General features: G+C 38.1%; 14 protein-coding genes. 9 read left to right on the top strand and 5 right to left on the bottom strand.

Annotation, left to right across the window (positions count from 1 at the left end):
* Positions 1–279: 279 nt before the first annotated feature.
* From dnaE to AAV97_RS16120, 5 genes are all read left to right on the top strand, one after another.
* Positions 280–3,852 carry a DNA polymerase III subunit alpha gene (gene dnaE / locus AAV97_RS16140; protein ID WP_046761096.1) on the top strand — a complete coding sequence of 1,191 codons (3,573 nt, stop codon included), beginning with the start codon at positions 280–282 and terminating at the stop codon, positions 3,850–3,852.
* A gap of 39 nt (positions 3,853–3,891) precedes the next feature.
* Complete coding sequence (locus tag AAV97_RS16135) at positions 3,892–4,725, top strand: RNA methyltransferase (RefSeq protein ID WP_004824483.1); 834 nt, start codon at positions 3,892–3,894, stop codon at positions 4,723–4,725.
* Positions 4,725–5,549, top strand: a complete 825-nt coding sequence (cysE, locus tag AAV97_RS16130; protein ID WP_005032247.1) for a serine O-acetyltransferase — start codon at positions 4,725–4,727, stop codon at positions 5,547–5,549. The genes AAV97_RS16135 and cysE overlap by 1 nt, the downstream gene beginning before the upstream one ends.
* A 235-nt stretch (positions 5,550–5,784) precedes the next feature.
* Positions 5,785–6,711, top strand: a complete 927-nt coding sequence (locus AAV97_RS16125; protein WP_046761095.1) for an ABUW_2363 family tetratricopeptide repeat lipoprotein — start codon at positions 5,785–5,787, stop codon at positions 6,709–6,711.
* Between the two features lie 103 nt (positions 6,712–6,814).
* A complete protein-coding gene (locus tag AAV97_RS16120; protein WP_046761094.1) occupies positions 6,815–8,827 on the top strand; it encodes a lipase family alpha/beta hydrolase in 2,013 nt (670 codons plus the stop codon).
* Between the two features lie 91 nt (positions 8,828–8,918).
* On the opposite strand, the gene AAV97_RS16115 is transcribed toward AAV97_RS16120, so the two are convergent.
* Positions 8,919–9,335, bottom strand: coding sequence for a GFA family protein (locus AAV97_RS16115; RefSeq protein ID WP_046761093.1), 417 nt, complete (start codon positions 9,333–9,335; stop codon positions 8,919–8,921).
* A gap of 179 nt (positions 9,336–9,514) precedes the next feature.
* Here AAV97_RS16115 and AAV97_RS16110 point away from each other — a divergent pair, with 179 nt between their 5' ends.
* The gene (locus tag AAV97_RS16110; RefSeq protein ID WP_046761092.1) at positions 9,515–9,760 is read left to right on the top strand and encodes a hypothetical protein; all 246 of its coding nucleotides are present in this window, start codon (positions 9,515–9,517) and stop codon (positions 9,758–9,760) included.
* Between the two features lie 99 nt (positions 9,761–9,859).
* On the top strand, positions 9,860–10,297 hold the full coding sequence (locus AAV97_RS16105) for a PaaI family thioesterase (RefSeq protein WP_046761091.1): 438 nt from the start codon (positions 9,860–9,862) through the stop codon (positions 10,295–10,297).
* A gap of 34 nt (positions 10,298–10,331) precedes the next feature.
* Here AAV97_RS16105 and AAV97_RS16100 read toward each other — a convergent pair whose 3' ends face one another.
* Positions 10,332–10,988, bottom strand: coding sequence for a hypothetical protein (locus AAV97_RS16100; protein ID WP_046761090.1), 657 nt, complete (start codon positions 10,986–10,988; stop codon positions 10,332–10,334).
* A gap of 121 nt (positions 10,989–11,109) precedes the next feature.
* Positions 11,110–11,754, bottom strand: a complete 645-nt coding sequence (locus AAV97_RS16095; RefSeq protein ID WP_046761172.1) for a metal-dependent hydrolase — start codon at positions 11,752–11,754, stop codon at positions 11,110–11,112.
* Between the two features lie 57 nt (positions 11,755–11,811).
* Here AAV97_RS16095 and AAV97_RS16090 point away from each other — a divergent pair, with 57 nt between their 5' ends.
* On the top strand, positions 11,812–12,390 hold the full coding sequence (locus AAV97_RS16090) for a hypothetical protein (protein ID WP_046761089.1): 579 nt from the start codon (positions 11,812–11,814) through the stop codon (positions 12,388–12,390).
* 31 nt (positions 12,391–12,421) lie between these two features.
* Here the strand turns inward: AAV97_RS16090 and yaaA are convergent, their stop codons facing one another.
* On the bottom strand, positions 12,422–13,201 hold the full coding sequence (gene yaaA / locus AAV97_RS16085) for a peroxide stress protein YaaA (RefSeq protein ID WP_004824497.1): 780 nt from the start codon (positions 13,199–13,201) through the stop codon (positions 12,422–12,424).
* 125 nt (positions 13,202–13,326) lie between these two features.
* On the opposite strand from yaaA, the gene AAV97_RS16080 reads away from it, so the two are divergent.
* Positions 13,327–13,959, top strand: coding sequence for an alpha/beta hydrolase (locus AAV97_RS16080; RefSeq protein ID WP_046761088.1), 633 nt, complete (start codon positions 13,327–13,329; stop codon positions 13,957–13,959).
* 41 nt (positions 13,960–14,000) lie between these two features.
* Here AAV97_RS16080 and rtcR read toward each other — a convergent pair whose 3' ends face one another.
* On the bottom strand, positions 14,001–15,611 hold the full coding sequence (gene rtcR / locus AAV97_RS16075; RefSeq protein ID WP_046761087.1) for an RNA repair transcriptional activator RtcR: 1,611 nt from the start codon (positions 15,609–15,611) through the stop codon (positions 14,001–14,003).
* Positions 15,612–15,772 lie beyond the last annotated feature (161 nt).

Here is a 15,772-nt window from a genome sequence, read left to right as displayed (position 1 = left end):
CTATTTTCTTCGTTTCATGCCTTGCCTGCTCAATTTTAACCTACAACGCAAGCCATTTATGAAATGTCCACTGACCCTAAACACATTCAACTGCAACATGTTACATATCAGAATTGTTGGAATTACATGCAATTGAATATCAAATATATTAAAACATTATATTCTATATATATTTCAATCATTTAAAATTCCACTACTAATTTCGTCAGCTGATGATATTTCAGCACATCGTAGTTTAGGCGTGATAAAATAGCACGCAGTTTCATATAGGATTGGTCTATGCAGTTTGTTCATCTTGGTATTCATACCGAATTTTCGATTACCGAATCGATTGTACGTATACCTGATCTGATTAAAGCTGCTGCATCTGATGAAATGCCTGCTTTAGCCATCACTGACCTCTCTAACCTGCATGCCGCAGTCAAGTTTTATAATAAAGCATTAGGTAAAGGCATTAAGCCTATTTTCGGCAGTGTGATTCGTCTCAATGATGCAAACCATAAAGCAACCCTGCTTGCAATGACCAATAAAGGTTGGCGTGGACTGACAGAAATCGTTTCTCGAGGTTTTATTGAAGGTCAACAACTTTCAATTCCATGTATTCAAAAGCAATGGATACTTGAACAATCCGAAGATATCATTGTTCTGTTAGGTCTACACAGTGATGTAGGTGAAATGCTCTGTTCAGCATACCCAGAAAAAGCTGAACCTTTACTTGAGCAGTGGATTGAAAAATTTGGCAATCGGGTCTATTTGGCGCTAACTCGAACAGGTCGTCCACTTGAAGAAGACTTCAATCAAGAAGCCGTTAAACTTGCCGCAAAATATAAGATCGGTGTGGTTGCACACAATGATGTGCATTTTATCACCGCAGAAGATTATGAAGCGCATGAAGCGCGTGTCTGTATTGCCGATGGATATGTGTTAGGTGACAATAAACGTCCAAAAAACTACAGTCCTGAACAATATTTTAAAACATCTGCTGAGATGATTGAACTATTTGCTGATCTTCCAAGTGCTATAGAAAATACACTGCAAATTGCAAAACGTTGCACAGTCTCTCTGCGTTTAGGCTTTCATGACCTGCCTGATTATCCGATTCCTGAAGGTCACACCATTCACTCCTATTTCGAGCATCTGTCTGAAATTGGTTTAGAAGAACGTTTAGACTTTCTTTATCCTGTTGAAACACGAAATGAAGATTGGGCGGAAATTCGTAAACCTTATGATGAGCGACTGGCTTATGAGTTGGGCATCATTAACAAAATGGATTTCCCTGGTTATTTTTTAATCGTCATGGACTTCATTCAATGGTCAAAAAACAATGGTGTTCCAGTTGGTCCGGGACGTGGTTCGGGTGCAGGCTCACTGGTTGCATATAGTTTAAAAATCACCGACTTAGATCCACTTCGTTACGATCTACTCTTCGAACGCTTCTTAAATCCAGAACGGGTATCCATGCCCGACTTTGATATTGATTTCTGTATCGCAGGGCGAGATAAAGTTATTGATTATGTGGCACGCCATTACGGTCGTGATGCTGTATCACAAATTGCGACATTCGGTACCATGGCGGCTAAAGGTGCAATTCGAGATGTCGCTCGAGTTTTAGGAAAATCTTACGGTTTGGCTGATCGTATTTCCAAAATGATTCCAACAAAACCTTTAGGTTTAACTTTAGAAGAATCTATTGAAGCAGAACCCCAACTCAAAGATATCGTCACCAATCCATCCAATCCAGATTATGACGATGCTGCTGAAATTTGGGAAATGGCGCTTAAGCTTGAAGGTATTACCCGAAATACAGGTAAACACGCTGGTGGTGTAGTGATTGCACCCACCAAGATTACTGATTATTCAGCAATCCTCTGTGAAGCTGACGGTACGGGTCGAGTTGCACAATTCGATAAAGATGATGTCGAAGCGGCAGGCTTAGTTAAATTCGACTTCTTGGGGCTACGTAACCTTACTGTAATTGAAGATGCAGTTCAAAATATCAATAAGCGAATTCAATCGGATCAACCATTAAACATTTCAAATATTATTTTGGATGATCCAAAAGCTTATGCTGTTTTTGCTGATGCAAATACAACAGCGGTGTTTCAGTTTGAATCCGTGGGCATGAAAAAAATGCTCAAAGAAGCTCGCCCGAGTAAATTTGAAGAAATTATTGCCTTCGTTTCTTTATATCGCCCAGGTCCTATGGATCTAATTCCTGACTTTATTCATCGTATGCATGGCGGTGAATTTGAATATTTACACCCGCTGCTCGAAGGTGTACTTGAACCGACTTATGGGATTATGGTGTACCAAGAACAGGTTATGCAAGCAGCACAGTTTTGTGCAGGCTATACCCTCGGTGGTGCGGACTTACTTCGTCGTGCAATGGGTAAAAAGAAAGTCGAGGAAATGGTCAAGCAACGTGCCACCTTCATTGAAGGTGCTGCGAAAAAGGATATTGATGAGGCTACCGCAAACCATATCTTTGACTATATGGAAAAATTCGCAGGTTATGGTTTTAACAAATCACATGCGGCAGCCTATGCTTTAGTTGCCTATCAAACCGCTTGGTTAAAAGCACATTACCCTTCAGAGTTTATGGCAGCAGTCATGTCTTCTGAAATGCAAAATACTGATAATATTGTATTTTTAATTGATGACTGTCGAATCAACAATTTAGTTGTATTGCCTCCATCTGTGAATATGTCGTTCTATCAGTTCTATGCCAGTGATGCGACAACCATTATTTATGGTTTAGGTGCAATTAAAGGTGTCGGTGAACAAGCCATGCAGTCCGTGATTGACTCACGTGAACAAGATGGTCCATACAAAGATTTATTTGATTTTTGCCACCGTGTAGATTTGAAAAAAATCAATAAACGAACCTTGGAAGCCTTAATCCGTGCAGGTGCACTGGATTGTTTAGGTATTGAACGTTCGAGCTTAATGGCTCAACTTCCCGAAGCTGTTCAAGCAGCAGAACAAGCCCGATCAAACCGTGAAACAGGCATTATGGATCTGTTTGGTGAAGTTGAAGAAGTTCAACGTAAACCAGCCAAGCCTGTGAAAGCGTGGTCAGATGAGGTACGCTTAAAAGGTGAAAAAGATACGCTTGGCTTATACCTGACTGGTCACCCAATTGATGTATATCGTCCTGAGTTAAAAGCATTTATCCCTCATAAGATTAATGAACTGACACCAACACGTCGTGGTGTAACTACAGTGTTTGCCGGCTTAGTGGTCGATGTGGCTAACTTCCCCAATCGTATGGTCATCACATTGGATGATGGTACAGCTCGTATCGAAGTTTCCTCCAATCATGAGCGTTTCCAACGCTTTAAAGATATCATTCAGAATGAAAAAGTGGTGGTGATTGAAGGTGAAATTTATGAACGAGAAGGCTTTGATCGTCCAATGGGGCGCTTAACCAAAGCGTTTACACTGAATGAAATTCGTCAAAAACGTGCCAATAATATTGCGATTAAATTAAACCCAGAAGTCATCAGCAAAACCTTAGCCTCAGATATTCAAAAAATTTTACTGCCATTTTGCAATGTAGATATGTGCCAACATATCCCTATACACATTTTACTGGACTATGATTATGCAACGGCTGATTTGCATTTTGGACAACAATGGAAAGTTGCACCTTTAGATGAACTCTTATCAAAATTACGAGACTATTTTGGTAAGGAGTCGATTCATATTGAATACCATGTTAAATCTAAGGCGGCTAAGGCAGTTGACCATCGTGAATTGGCACAAACTACTCAAGTTGCACCACCTCCAGACAATATGAGCATGGATGATGCAATGGATGAGTATCTCGCTGATGCAAGTCAATACTCCTAACATCCCCTATCTTCTCTTTATTTAATTTTTGGAACATCAATGGACATTTTTGACAATGCTGTGATTTCACAGCATTTAAGTCATGTACGTATTGTGATGGTCAATACCACACTGCCTGCAAATATTGGTAGCGCCTTACGTGCAATGAAAACAATGGGATTATCTAAATTGGTTTTAGTCGCACCTAAAACTTATCCACATCCAGATATTGACGCTTTGGCAGCAGGCGCAACAGATTTAATCGAACAGATTGAAATTGTAGAATGCCTAGAAGATGCAATCAAAGACTGCCATTTAGTGTTTGGTACCAGCGCACGTAGCCGTACTATTCCATGGCCGTTGTTAGATGCTCGCCCTGCCGCAGAAAAATCAATGCAGTCTGTGATTCACAGTCAACAGGAGGTTGCTGTCGTTTTTGGTCGAGAAGACCGTGGACTGACCAATGAAGAACTTGCACTAGCAAACTACCATGTCACAATTCCTGTGAATAGTGATTATGGCGTATTGAATGTCGCTCAAGCTATTCAAGTGATCTGCTATGAAATGCGTATGGCGACCTTGGCACTCGCAGAGAAAACTGTTGATACGCAAGCCGTGATGCAAGTAACAGACTCAACTGATATGCACTGGGATGAACCACTGGTCACCCATGAACAGATGGAACAATTTTATCCCCACATCGAAAAAATGTTGGCTGAAATTGAATTTTTAGACCCTAAAAACCCTCGTCTTCTTCCTTTACGGTTGCGTCGATTATTTGGGCGTATACAATTAGATAAGATGGAATATCATTTATTAAGGGGCATTTTTAGCCGAGTTCAAGCCCTAAATAATGGTACATGGAAAAAGTCAAAACATGAGGATCAAAACTAATGCTAAAACAGCTTAAAGAAGACATCCAAGCTGTATTTGCGCGAGATCCTGCTGCGCGAAATACATTTGAAGTTTTAACCACATACCCAGGCATACATGCATTAATTATGCATCGTATCGCTCATGAATTATGGGAAAAAGATTGTAAAACTTCAGCCAGAATTTTGTCTTCTTTCAGTCGTTTTGCAACAGGAATTGAAATTCATCCCGGTGCTAAGATCGGCAAACGTTTCTTTATCGATCATGGCATGGGTGTGGTTATCGGTGAAACTGCTGAAATTGGAGATGATGTGACCTTGTATCATGGCGTTACGCTCGGTGGTACAACATGGAATACTGGTAAGCGCCACCCAACACTTGCCGATGGTGTAGTCGTAGGTGCCGGAGCAAAAATCCTGGGTCCATTTGTGGTAGGTAAAAATGCCAAGGTTGGTTCAAATGCGGTAGTTACCAAAGCAGTTCCTGATGGTGCAACAGCCGTAGGCAACCCTGCTCGCTTTATTACTAAAGACAAAGAAGTTATTACAACCGCAGAACCGCGTTGTCCTGAGCAAATTGCCAATACCGTTGAAAATACTGAGTTCCAAGCCTATGCAGCGACTCAAGAACAACCCGATCCAATGCTTGAAGGTATGCGCGTGTTGTTAGATCGGCTTGAACAAAACGAACAACGTATCCATAGTTTATGTACACGCCTATCGATTTTAGATCCAACATTTAACTTACAACAAACGATAGAACAACCTTTAAGCGATGAAGAAATCAAAATCATTGAAGAAGTTAGACGTGAATGTGAAGCGCAAAAAACGTCTTCAAAAGCTTAGGGCATATTGATATTTTCTAATCTGTTGATGTTGGCTAAATGGTTTGCGTTGTACTCTAAAATTCAGCATAAAATAACGAAATACTAGCGTTGTTTTTAAATTTCATGACGAATTGACAACAAATCCTCATGTATAATTTTTAATAATACGAACTAAATCAAGTTGCATGTTCAGACGTCTTTTCATAGACTGATGCGCATGCAGTTTTTTTAATATAAATTAATGGAAGAAACACATGACGATTAAGCCTTTGGCATATGCATTGCTCGCAACATCATTACTTACTGCGTGTTCTATTACACCGACCAAACAAAGTAACAAAATAGATGCAAATGAGCCTTTCATTTATACTGAACCAGAATTATCACCACCCTTTTATGCATTAAATCCATTCGACTACACGCAACCCCCTGTTTTTGAACTTGAATTGAAAAAAGCTGCTGCCCAACCTGTCAATAAACTAGAAGTGACTGATCCAGCGAATCCAAATCAAAAAATTGTACTGGATACCAATAAATTAATTGTACCTACAGTGAACAGCTCGCAACGTGCTATGAAATATGCTGTTTTAGCAGGTAGCAATGAAATTGACATTACGGCGATTGATGATTTCTTGCAAATGGTTGAAGGTAAAGCGCGTCATTACCCACCACAATTTAGCGACCGTAAAGAACGTAAAGGTTTTGAAGGCAAATTAAAAGAAGTGTCTACTCAACTCGACCAACTTGCTGCTGCACCGAATGCTTCTTTTGATATTCTGATTCGTGCATTTAAAGCCAGTATTCTCGGGCGTAACCTTGACCTTGGTTCTTCTTATACAACCAAATCATTGGATTATGCACAACGTATCCTGAAGATCAATAAAGAAGACCCAGAGGCAAACTTATGGTTTGGTTTCTCTTTATCTGAAGGTGGTGGTCAAAAAGAAGCGATACCATATTTAGACAAAGCAATGAAAGCTGGTGTTCAAGAGGCTTATCTATCTTCTGCCAATAATTATATTGGTATGGAACAAAAGAAAAATGCTGTCCAAACTTTGAAAAACTATAAAGTGAAATACCCAGAAGAAGCAGAAGTTGCTGATCGCTTGATTCAAGAAATTGAAAAACAAGGTCGTTATAATGTTTGGCAAGTGATGAAAAACCCAGCTCTCGCGAAATAATTTCTAGGCTGAAAAAATAGACTGAGCATTCAGTCTATTTTTTTGCTTATAAATTGAAATTCTAGAAAACTATCGTATTATTCAGAAAAGATTGATCTCGTTAATGTTTATGCAAAACTCAAAAAATAAAATTTTGCTCTATGTTTTAGCCATCAGCCCATTGATTTTCTCTGGATGTCAGGTTGTAAGTGTAAAAAATCAAAAGGTTAATGTTACGATCGCCAATGAGCGTGATAGCATTTTAACACGCTCCAAAATGAGTGAGGCAAGTTTAAATGTGCTCTCCATGACGGGTCGTGAAGCAAAATCATGTGCAGAAGAACCTGAAAAATGTGTTGCAGATTTGGCTAAAATCCCACAGATTCAAGATGAACAATTGCTGTCTACAGCCAGCGAAATCTATCTGACTAAAGCAATTAATTTAGCTGACTCATCCAATTGTAAAATCAGCGTATTTTCTAAGCATCAATCTACAGAAAAGCAGCAAAGCACCCAGAAAAATTATGAACAATGTTTAGACCAACAAATGGTCATGTTGGATAACAGCATTCGTTATAGTTATGCTTATTTATTTAAGACAGAACGCCAACCCCAAGATCGTATTTTCAATAACCGACAGGTTCAAATACGTGATTTTTACAATCAGGCATTGGCAAAGCTCATTTCCACCTATGCGACACGACATAAAAATCAAAAAGTCGCCAAACAAATTAAAGTGGGAACAAGTACATACCGCATCAATTTTAATGGCTATCCTGCAATTGCCAATACAGAGTTAGAAGATCTCGTCTCCAGCTACAATCTAAACTTTTCAGGTTTACGCTCGATCAACCGTAGAGATGGTTTCGGCGCAGAGTTTGTTGCGATTTTACCGAAAACTGATGCCCCTGAAGAAAACAAATATATTGTCAATCCGTTTGAATACCAATATAAACATGGCATAAATCCCAATATTCACCAACCACGTTATTTATCGGTGAGTATTGCGGCTCAACCTGAAAATGCCAATGAATCATTGCACAACATCTTGCATAGCCCAAATTTCCAGTTAAATATTTATGATCCTTATAGTGTCGAAAATATTAAAATTGGTGGTAAACAATACCCGCTTGCAGCTAATTTTTCTGCACCATATGGTTTATGGCTTGCACAAAATAATTTAGGAATCGCTGCATATCTTAGCTTAATTGATCGCGATCAAAGCTTGACCATGCCACACTTATACATGCTTGAACCCTATAACCCCAATAAGAAAGTTATTGTATTGGTGCATGGTTTAGCCAGTAGCCCAGAAGCATGGATTCGACTAACCAACGATATTATGGGAGACAATGTCCTCCGCGAACACTATCAGGTTTGGCAAATTTTCTATTCAACCAATATGCCAATTTTAGAAAGTCGTTATCAAATCAATGCGATCATCAATCAAAGCTTTGCCTCAATTGACCAAAAATCAGCCTCAGCAAAAGATGCCGTATTGATTGGTCACAGTATGGGGGGCATTATCGCACGCCTATTGGTCAGTGATGCTGATCTCACTCAGCCTGCATTAAAAATGCTGAATAACCGTAAGTTTGATAAATTCAAAGATGATCCGATCTTTAAAGCACGTTTAACCATTCAATCAGTACCTAACTTTGATCGTGCCATTTTTATTTCAGCACCTCACCGTGGTACAGCATTTGCTGACCGATGGTTTACATTGGCTGCTCGGCGTATCATCAAACTACCAGGCGCGTTTCTCGGCGCTTTAGCGGACTCGATTGATGAACGTGATCTAAATGCGAAAAACTTTTTAAAAGATGTAGGTCATGGAATTATTCAGAATGGACCAAGTGATCTAAGCCATAATTCCAAATTTACCCAATTAACTGAAAATGTAATGCCTAAAAAAGCAATGGTCTATCATTCAATCATGGGCAATATTACGGACAGTAAAGACCCCAAAGTCATGACTGATGGTGTCGTTCCTTATACCAGTTCACACCTTGATGGTGCCGCTTCTGAAGTAATCATCAAAGGTGGACATTCAATTCAAGAGACACCTGAAGCAGTATTAGAACTTCGCCGTATTTTAAGATTACATCTGATTGAACTTGGTATATATAAGCCCTAAGAAACATAGTAAAACGCCAGTCAAATTGACTGGCGTTTTTAACGAGTATGCGTTTAAAATTTTCTTTGCTGAAAACAAAGTACAGAAAAAATTATTCACCATTTCCTGTAAATAAGGCGACAACTTCAGCCTCAGTCAGCTTTTTGGTCTGATTTTCAAAATTATAAAAAGCGGGTTTATTGTCGATATAAATTTCCATATCAAAGTGAATATCTTGTGGTTGTTCATCTAAAGCAAAAGCATTGATATTACAGTAGCTTTGATCTTTAGTACGCCAAAATAAATTGGTCCCACAAGCATTGCAAAAACCACGCTCGCCCCATTCTGACGAATCATAAATACTTAAATGATCATTGTTAATAAAGTTTAATCCGCCCTGTTCGACATCAATGGTCATGATCACACCACTGGTTTGTCTGCGACAAATTGAGCAATGACAAGCATGTACATCATGATTTTTTAATTCCACATTGAATGTTGTTTTTCCACAGACACATTGCCCTTTCATAGGTATATCCTTGTTTTTAGAAATTTCCAGTTACGGTACTATATTTAACTGTTGATGTTATGGTGAAGCATAGATTTTTTATACAAATCTGAATTTTGTAATCTAATTATAATTGAAAACTAACATAATTAGCTCTAGATTAATAATCACTACAATTTAAATAGAATAGTTGGAAAACTATGCGTTATAAGATTATAGATGTTTATAAGCTTCATCATATTCAACGGTATATTGCAAAATGTCTAAAAACTCAATCACCACAGTTTATTGTGATTGAAAGCCATCAGACCTTGTGTAAAGAATTAGATATTATTGATGTGGATTTAAGTCAATCGGTTGCAACATGGGCAACAGGTGAAAAAATAGCGTTAAAAATACTGCATAAATCCGATCATATCGAAAAATTTTACGATGTCGAATACTAAAAAATTATTCCTTTTTCCAAAAATATTTGACAGCCATCATCAAGCATTTTATTTTAACAATCAAGTTCCTTTTTAGAACTTTAATAATAGGACGAAGTGATGAAACAGCTACAAGAAATGACTGGACTAGAATTTTTACAAGCCATGGCAAAAGGGGATATTCCAAGAGCATCCATCAGTGAAACAATACCGATGGATTTACATGAAATCGCCCCAGGTTATGCCTGTTTTAAAGTCAAAGCGGATCAACGCCATTTAAATCCTTTAGGTGGCGTACATGGTGGTTTTGCCGCTACCGCATTAGATTCAGCAACAGGTTGTGCGATACATACCACATTGGAGGCAGGTGTTGGTTATGGCACCATCGACTTAAATGTAAAAATGTGCCGCCCTGTCCCGAAAGACAAAGAATTACTTGCCACTGGTCAAGTCATTAATTCAAGTAAAAATCTGGCAATTTCTGAAGCAAAACTGGTTGATGAAGATGGCAAGTTATATGCACATGCCACAGCGACCTGTATGATTATTCGTCCATAAACGAATCAGTTGTGCTATTCATCATGAATAGCACTTATTCTGTATCAGCTTGCTTCTCTATCAATTGGATTTTACCCATTTTAAGTTGCTTAGATGCATCATCCCATTCTAAATTACGTTTACACATAATTGCTTCGGCTCGACTGATTTCATCCATATTTTGACCACAATAGCCACCACCCACTTCGATTTGCACGATCGCCTTGGGTTGATGCTCTAAAACCTGATATGAAAAAACAGTGCTGTTAAAAATCTCTTGAATGCTTTTACCATCTTTAGATTGATAGATCACCAGTTGATCACCACCATGACCTCTAAATACCCCATCCTCAATACAATAAATTGAATCAGGTTCATAGATATATTCTGGTTGTTCATCCCCCATTAAATCGACTATCTTTATGATACTGTTCAAATCTTGTTTTTCAGGTGTTTGACAGCGTTGTTCTGCCTCAGTCACTTGTTTAATCAAGGCTTCTGGATAAGTAATAGTTGAAGTATTGGCGTTCTTTTTAGGCTCTGAAACAGTCGGTGGGATTTCTACTTCAGGTTCACTTTTCACTTGACTTGCGACTGCTTGAGAATCAATCGACTGCTGTTGTGTTTTTATATCTTCTTGAGATTGCTTATGTTTCTGACAAGCCGTCAAAAATAAGATACTGCTCAGCACAACAAGATTTAAAATTTTCAAAATATTCTCTCATTCAGTGTTTCTATATATTTGATATTGAATAAAGATGCCGAATCGCAATTTACGTTGACAATATCATTTTGATTTTTTGACATATCATTTTTTAACAATAAGCCATTATTTATAAAGATGATAAAGATTTAGATAAATTCATTTTAGCACTTTCTTCCAAATGCGCTCTAAAATATTCAGTCTGATACAAAGGTTGCATGAGATAAAAATGCTGTAGCACTTCTGCCCTTTTTACTTGATAAAGCTCTTGTTCTACCCATGCATACTCTAATCGAATCTGCTGTTCATATTGCAGAAAACGTGCCTCAGAGCTCCCCAAAATCGCCAGATCAATATCCAATAAATAATTAAGATCATCTTCTTGAGAGGGCTGATGCTTTTGAGTTGCAATAATCCATTGATACGCTTTTTCAACAACAGACTGTTTAAACGTATTCTGACAGCGCTTTAACATAAGTTCAGCACTTTGCACTTCATTGTCTATGGCTTGAGGGTTATACACCACATCATGGAACCAAATCGCCAACTCAACAGCCGTAGGATCGTCTAAGTAAGCCTTCACTTGATGAAATAAATTCAGACATTCCACAATATGTTGCAGTGTATGATAATGCCGTTGAGGCTCAGTATAAGCACGCAATAAAACTTCATACAAAAGATTATCTTGTACTTTAGACATCTCGGCTTTTTGGGTAAACTCAAGCCAATACTTATGGAATAAATTGACGATACTTTCAGTGCTATCTATGATCATATGTATAGGATACATGCTACTTTTATCTATTAATACAACATTTTTGGCTGTAATCACATGATCAATAAATCAAAATTTTCAGCACCTACACATTTAAATCATTTTGTCACTTATCAACATGAAGCTTATTTTAATGACCTAATGGAGATCGAATGGCGAGGACAAATACAATCTTCTACACAGAATAAGCGCTTTAAGATTAAATATTATGGTGAGCTGTTTGAAGAATATCAGCTCATTTGTGGGACAGATTTTGCACCTGAATTGATATACGCGGTCGATATTGAAAGCAATGAAGAAATATTACTTTTTGATGGTGCAAAACATGGTTACGATCCAATGTTTTGCGATGAGTTTACCAACGAACAACTGACTAACCGACCATTAATACATGAATATAAAGATCAGGACGATCAAACTGTTTTTAATGTCATCGTAAAGGTCTATCACAATATTGACTACAATGACATTGAAGAAATCGAGAGTTTAGCCAATCCAGTTGGGGAAATTGAACTCATTTCAGGGGAAATTATTTCAGTAGATCAGCTTAAGGCAAATGCATTTGATTTTATTCAAATCATGGTGATGAATTCTTTAGGTAATCTATATCGTATTTTTGAACGCGAATTGGCTTAATGCTAAGCCAATTCTCAAAATCAATGATCTTTTAAGCTGCTTGCTCATCACGCTTGAATACAAGCTCACCTTTCAATGAACTTTCAGCATCAAAATAATAACCGTCCAGATTAAATGATTTTAAATCATCTAATTTTTCCAATTGATTTTGTATGATGTAGCGTGCCATTAAGCCACGTGCTTTTTTGGCATAGAAGCTGATCACTTTATACTGACCATTTTTCTGATCTAAAAATACAGGTTTAATGATATCTGCCTGAATTTTTGCTTCCTTAACTGATTTATAATATTCATCAGAAGCGATATTCACCAACAACTTTGAATTACTTTGCTGCAAGTCTTCATTGATGAGTTGAGTGATGCGTTCTCCCCAAAAATCATAAAGATTATGACCACGCTCATTGGCAAGTTTAATCCCCATTTCTAAACGATATGGCATCATTAAATCCAATGGACGCAATAAACCATATAATCCTGAAAGACTACGCAAATGATCTTGTGCAAACTTTAAATCATCTTGCGACAAACTATAAGCATCTAGCCCAGTGTATACATCGCCTTTAAATGCAAAAATGGCTTGTCGAGCATTAGAAAAATCAAAATCAGCATTCCAATCACGGAAACGTTCAACATTTAAATTGGCAATCTTCTCACTAACATGCATTAAACGAGCAATATCGGATGCAGAGAGTTTACGACTTAGGTCTATAAGCTGTTGAGATTGGTCTAATAGTCTTGGTAAAGTATGGCTATCAGTCGGCAGTGCGGTTTCGTAATCGAGCGTCTTAGCAGGGGAAATTAAGGCGAGCATGGTCTTCCTGATCAAAAAATAACTAATCAAACTATAACAGTCGGAATATTTTAATTCCAATTCATGTTTTCTGTGAGCAGAATCGGTAAACTATATCACTTCCCTGCTTTATGATCGTTTAAATTATGTCCGAACAACTGTTCATTCAAGGTTCGGTTGGCAAAATCGAAGTTTTTGTTGACTATCCTGTGGGCGAAGTAAAAGGATTTGCTGTCGTTTGTCATCCTCACCCACTTCAAGGTGGTACCCCTCAACATAAAGTTCCAGCTTTACTTGCACAAATTCTCAACGAACAAGGTTGTGTCGTTTATCGTCCAAGCTTTCGAGGTTCAGGACAAAGTGATGGTGTCCATGATGAAGGTTTTGCCGAAACTGAAGACATTTTAGATGTCATCAAATACGTTAGACAATTACACAAAAGTCTACCTTTCTATGCTGGCGGATTTAGTTTTGGTGCGCATGTGATGGCAAAAGCCTATCATGCCTTACCTGACGAAATTAAACCCAAACAAGTGATTTTATGTGGTTTGCCAACTTCTACAGTTGATGGTCTACGCCATTATGTTACACCACCGATCAAAGGCGATATTCTCTTTGTTCATGGTGAGGCAGACCCGACCACTAAACTCAGTGATTTAATTGAATGGGCAAAACCACAACGCCATTTGATCACCGTACTTCCGGGCGCTAACCATTTCTTTACAGGTTATTTAAAACAATTACGTGTTGCAATTTCACGTTTCTTATTAGTGCCTTAAAGCAGTATTACAGAAAAAATGAAATCAATAAGGTGGTTCACTCACCTTATTGATATGTTTATATCATCCCACTGTAACCCAAATTTCGCTAAATACTTTTTCACACGATCACTGTCATTGGTACTTTGCCTCTGCTCACGTGATACAGAAAATAATCGCCGTCCTGCGTCTGCCATGGATTTCGACTTTTGGCATATTTCGATGACTCCTTGTAACTGAATACGATCAAACTCATCAATTTGCGCTATTTGTTCACGGGTTAAAATATCTGTCAATATAGATGGCTTGTTGCCCTTTTCTTGCTCGGAGATATTCCAAATACGTTGAAGCCGTTGAATTTCAGTATTTACTTCGTTTAAGCCAATCCGCTCTCCATTTGCCAGTGTCGCCATACGAGTCACACTTGCAGTAAGATCTCGAAAGTTGCCTTGCCAAATTGCCTCTACTGATTGAGCAAATTTTAAGTATTTTTCAAGTGCATCACTATGAAAGCGCAATTGTCGTTGATGTGCAGTAGCAAAGCGCTGTAATTCAAATGTGATATTTGGTTCAATATCTTCAACACGATCTTTTAGACTGGGTAAGAAGAATGTCCATGTATTTAAGCGTGCCCATAAATCTTCTCGAAAGCGACCTGCTCTAACTTCTTCACGTAAATCTCGATTAGTCCCAGCAATCAATTGAAAATCAGCTTGAACTTCTTTATCACTTCCCACAGGGAAGAAAGATTTATCTTCCAGTGCCTTAAGTAACATTGCTTGTTCATCCAGTCCTAATTCACCAATTTCATCGAGAAATAAGATGCCGTTATCCGCACTTTTTAAATAACCAGTACGTGCTGCAATCGCCCCGGTAAATGCGCCTTTATGATGACCAAATAAAGTGGACATTGCACTATCACCCACCAAAGTTGCACAGTTCACGTCAATAAATCGACCAGCGAGATGAAATTTTTCCTTTTTCAGTTGATAAATTTGCTTGGCCAAATGTGATTTGCCCACACCAGTTGCACCCATAATTAAAATCGGTGCGCTTGAACGGGTGGCAACCAATTCAACCTCTTGAATGAGTTGATTAAAACCTTTATTTTTTGTCGCAATATTGGCTTTTAACTGTTGCCAATTTTCGGATTGCTCATGTTCAAAACGCTGTGTTAATGCTGCATACCGCGACAAGTCCAAATCAATGATGCGATATTCACCTTCAGGTTGCTGTTTCCCTGTGGGTGAGCTTTGAATGAGTTTTGCAGGCAAATAGTGCGCATCAATCAAGAGATACCAGCAGATCTGAGCGACATGTGTACCTGTCGTAATATGCAGTAAATAATGATTATTATCGGTATCAAAAGGATAGGATTTTACAAAATCGTAGAGTGCTCCATACATATCCGAGAAATCCCAAGGATCTCGAATATTGACTTTGTGTCCTGTGATTTTGGTCTGTGGGGAAATTTCAAAGGCGTCTTGCTGTAAATGCGCGATCAAGCTGGCATTACGTCGATCATGTAATAGCACCACCTCATCAACAACTAAATCATCATGCATCAACAAACTTATCGTAGGACGCCATCGTTGCCATCGTTCGGGCTTTTTTCCTTGATCTAAGGTAGAACCAACAAAACCAATCACAACTGTTTTTTTAAATTTTTGCATATTTCTATAAATCTATAAAAATTTATATATCTTGTCTAAATCATAGTTTTATTTTATCAATAAGCAAATATTATTCGCTGTATTGAGCCTAATATTTTTTAAAAATCACTATTTATTTTCATATACATGATCATGCTATACTACTGACGTACAAAGTTTTT

It is taken from the genome of Acinetobacter sp. Ag2 (assembly GCF_001005515.1).
Classification (GTDB): domain Bacteria; phylum Pseudomonadota; class Gammaproteobacteria; order Pseudomonadales; family Moraxellaceae; genus Acinetobacter; species Acinetobacter bereziniae.
Note: the sequence above shows the minus strand (reverse complement) of the source record. Positions and strands in the feature narration are given on the sequence as shown.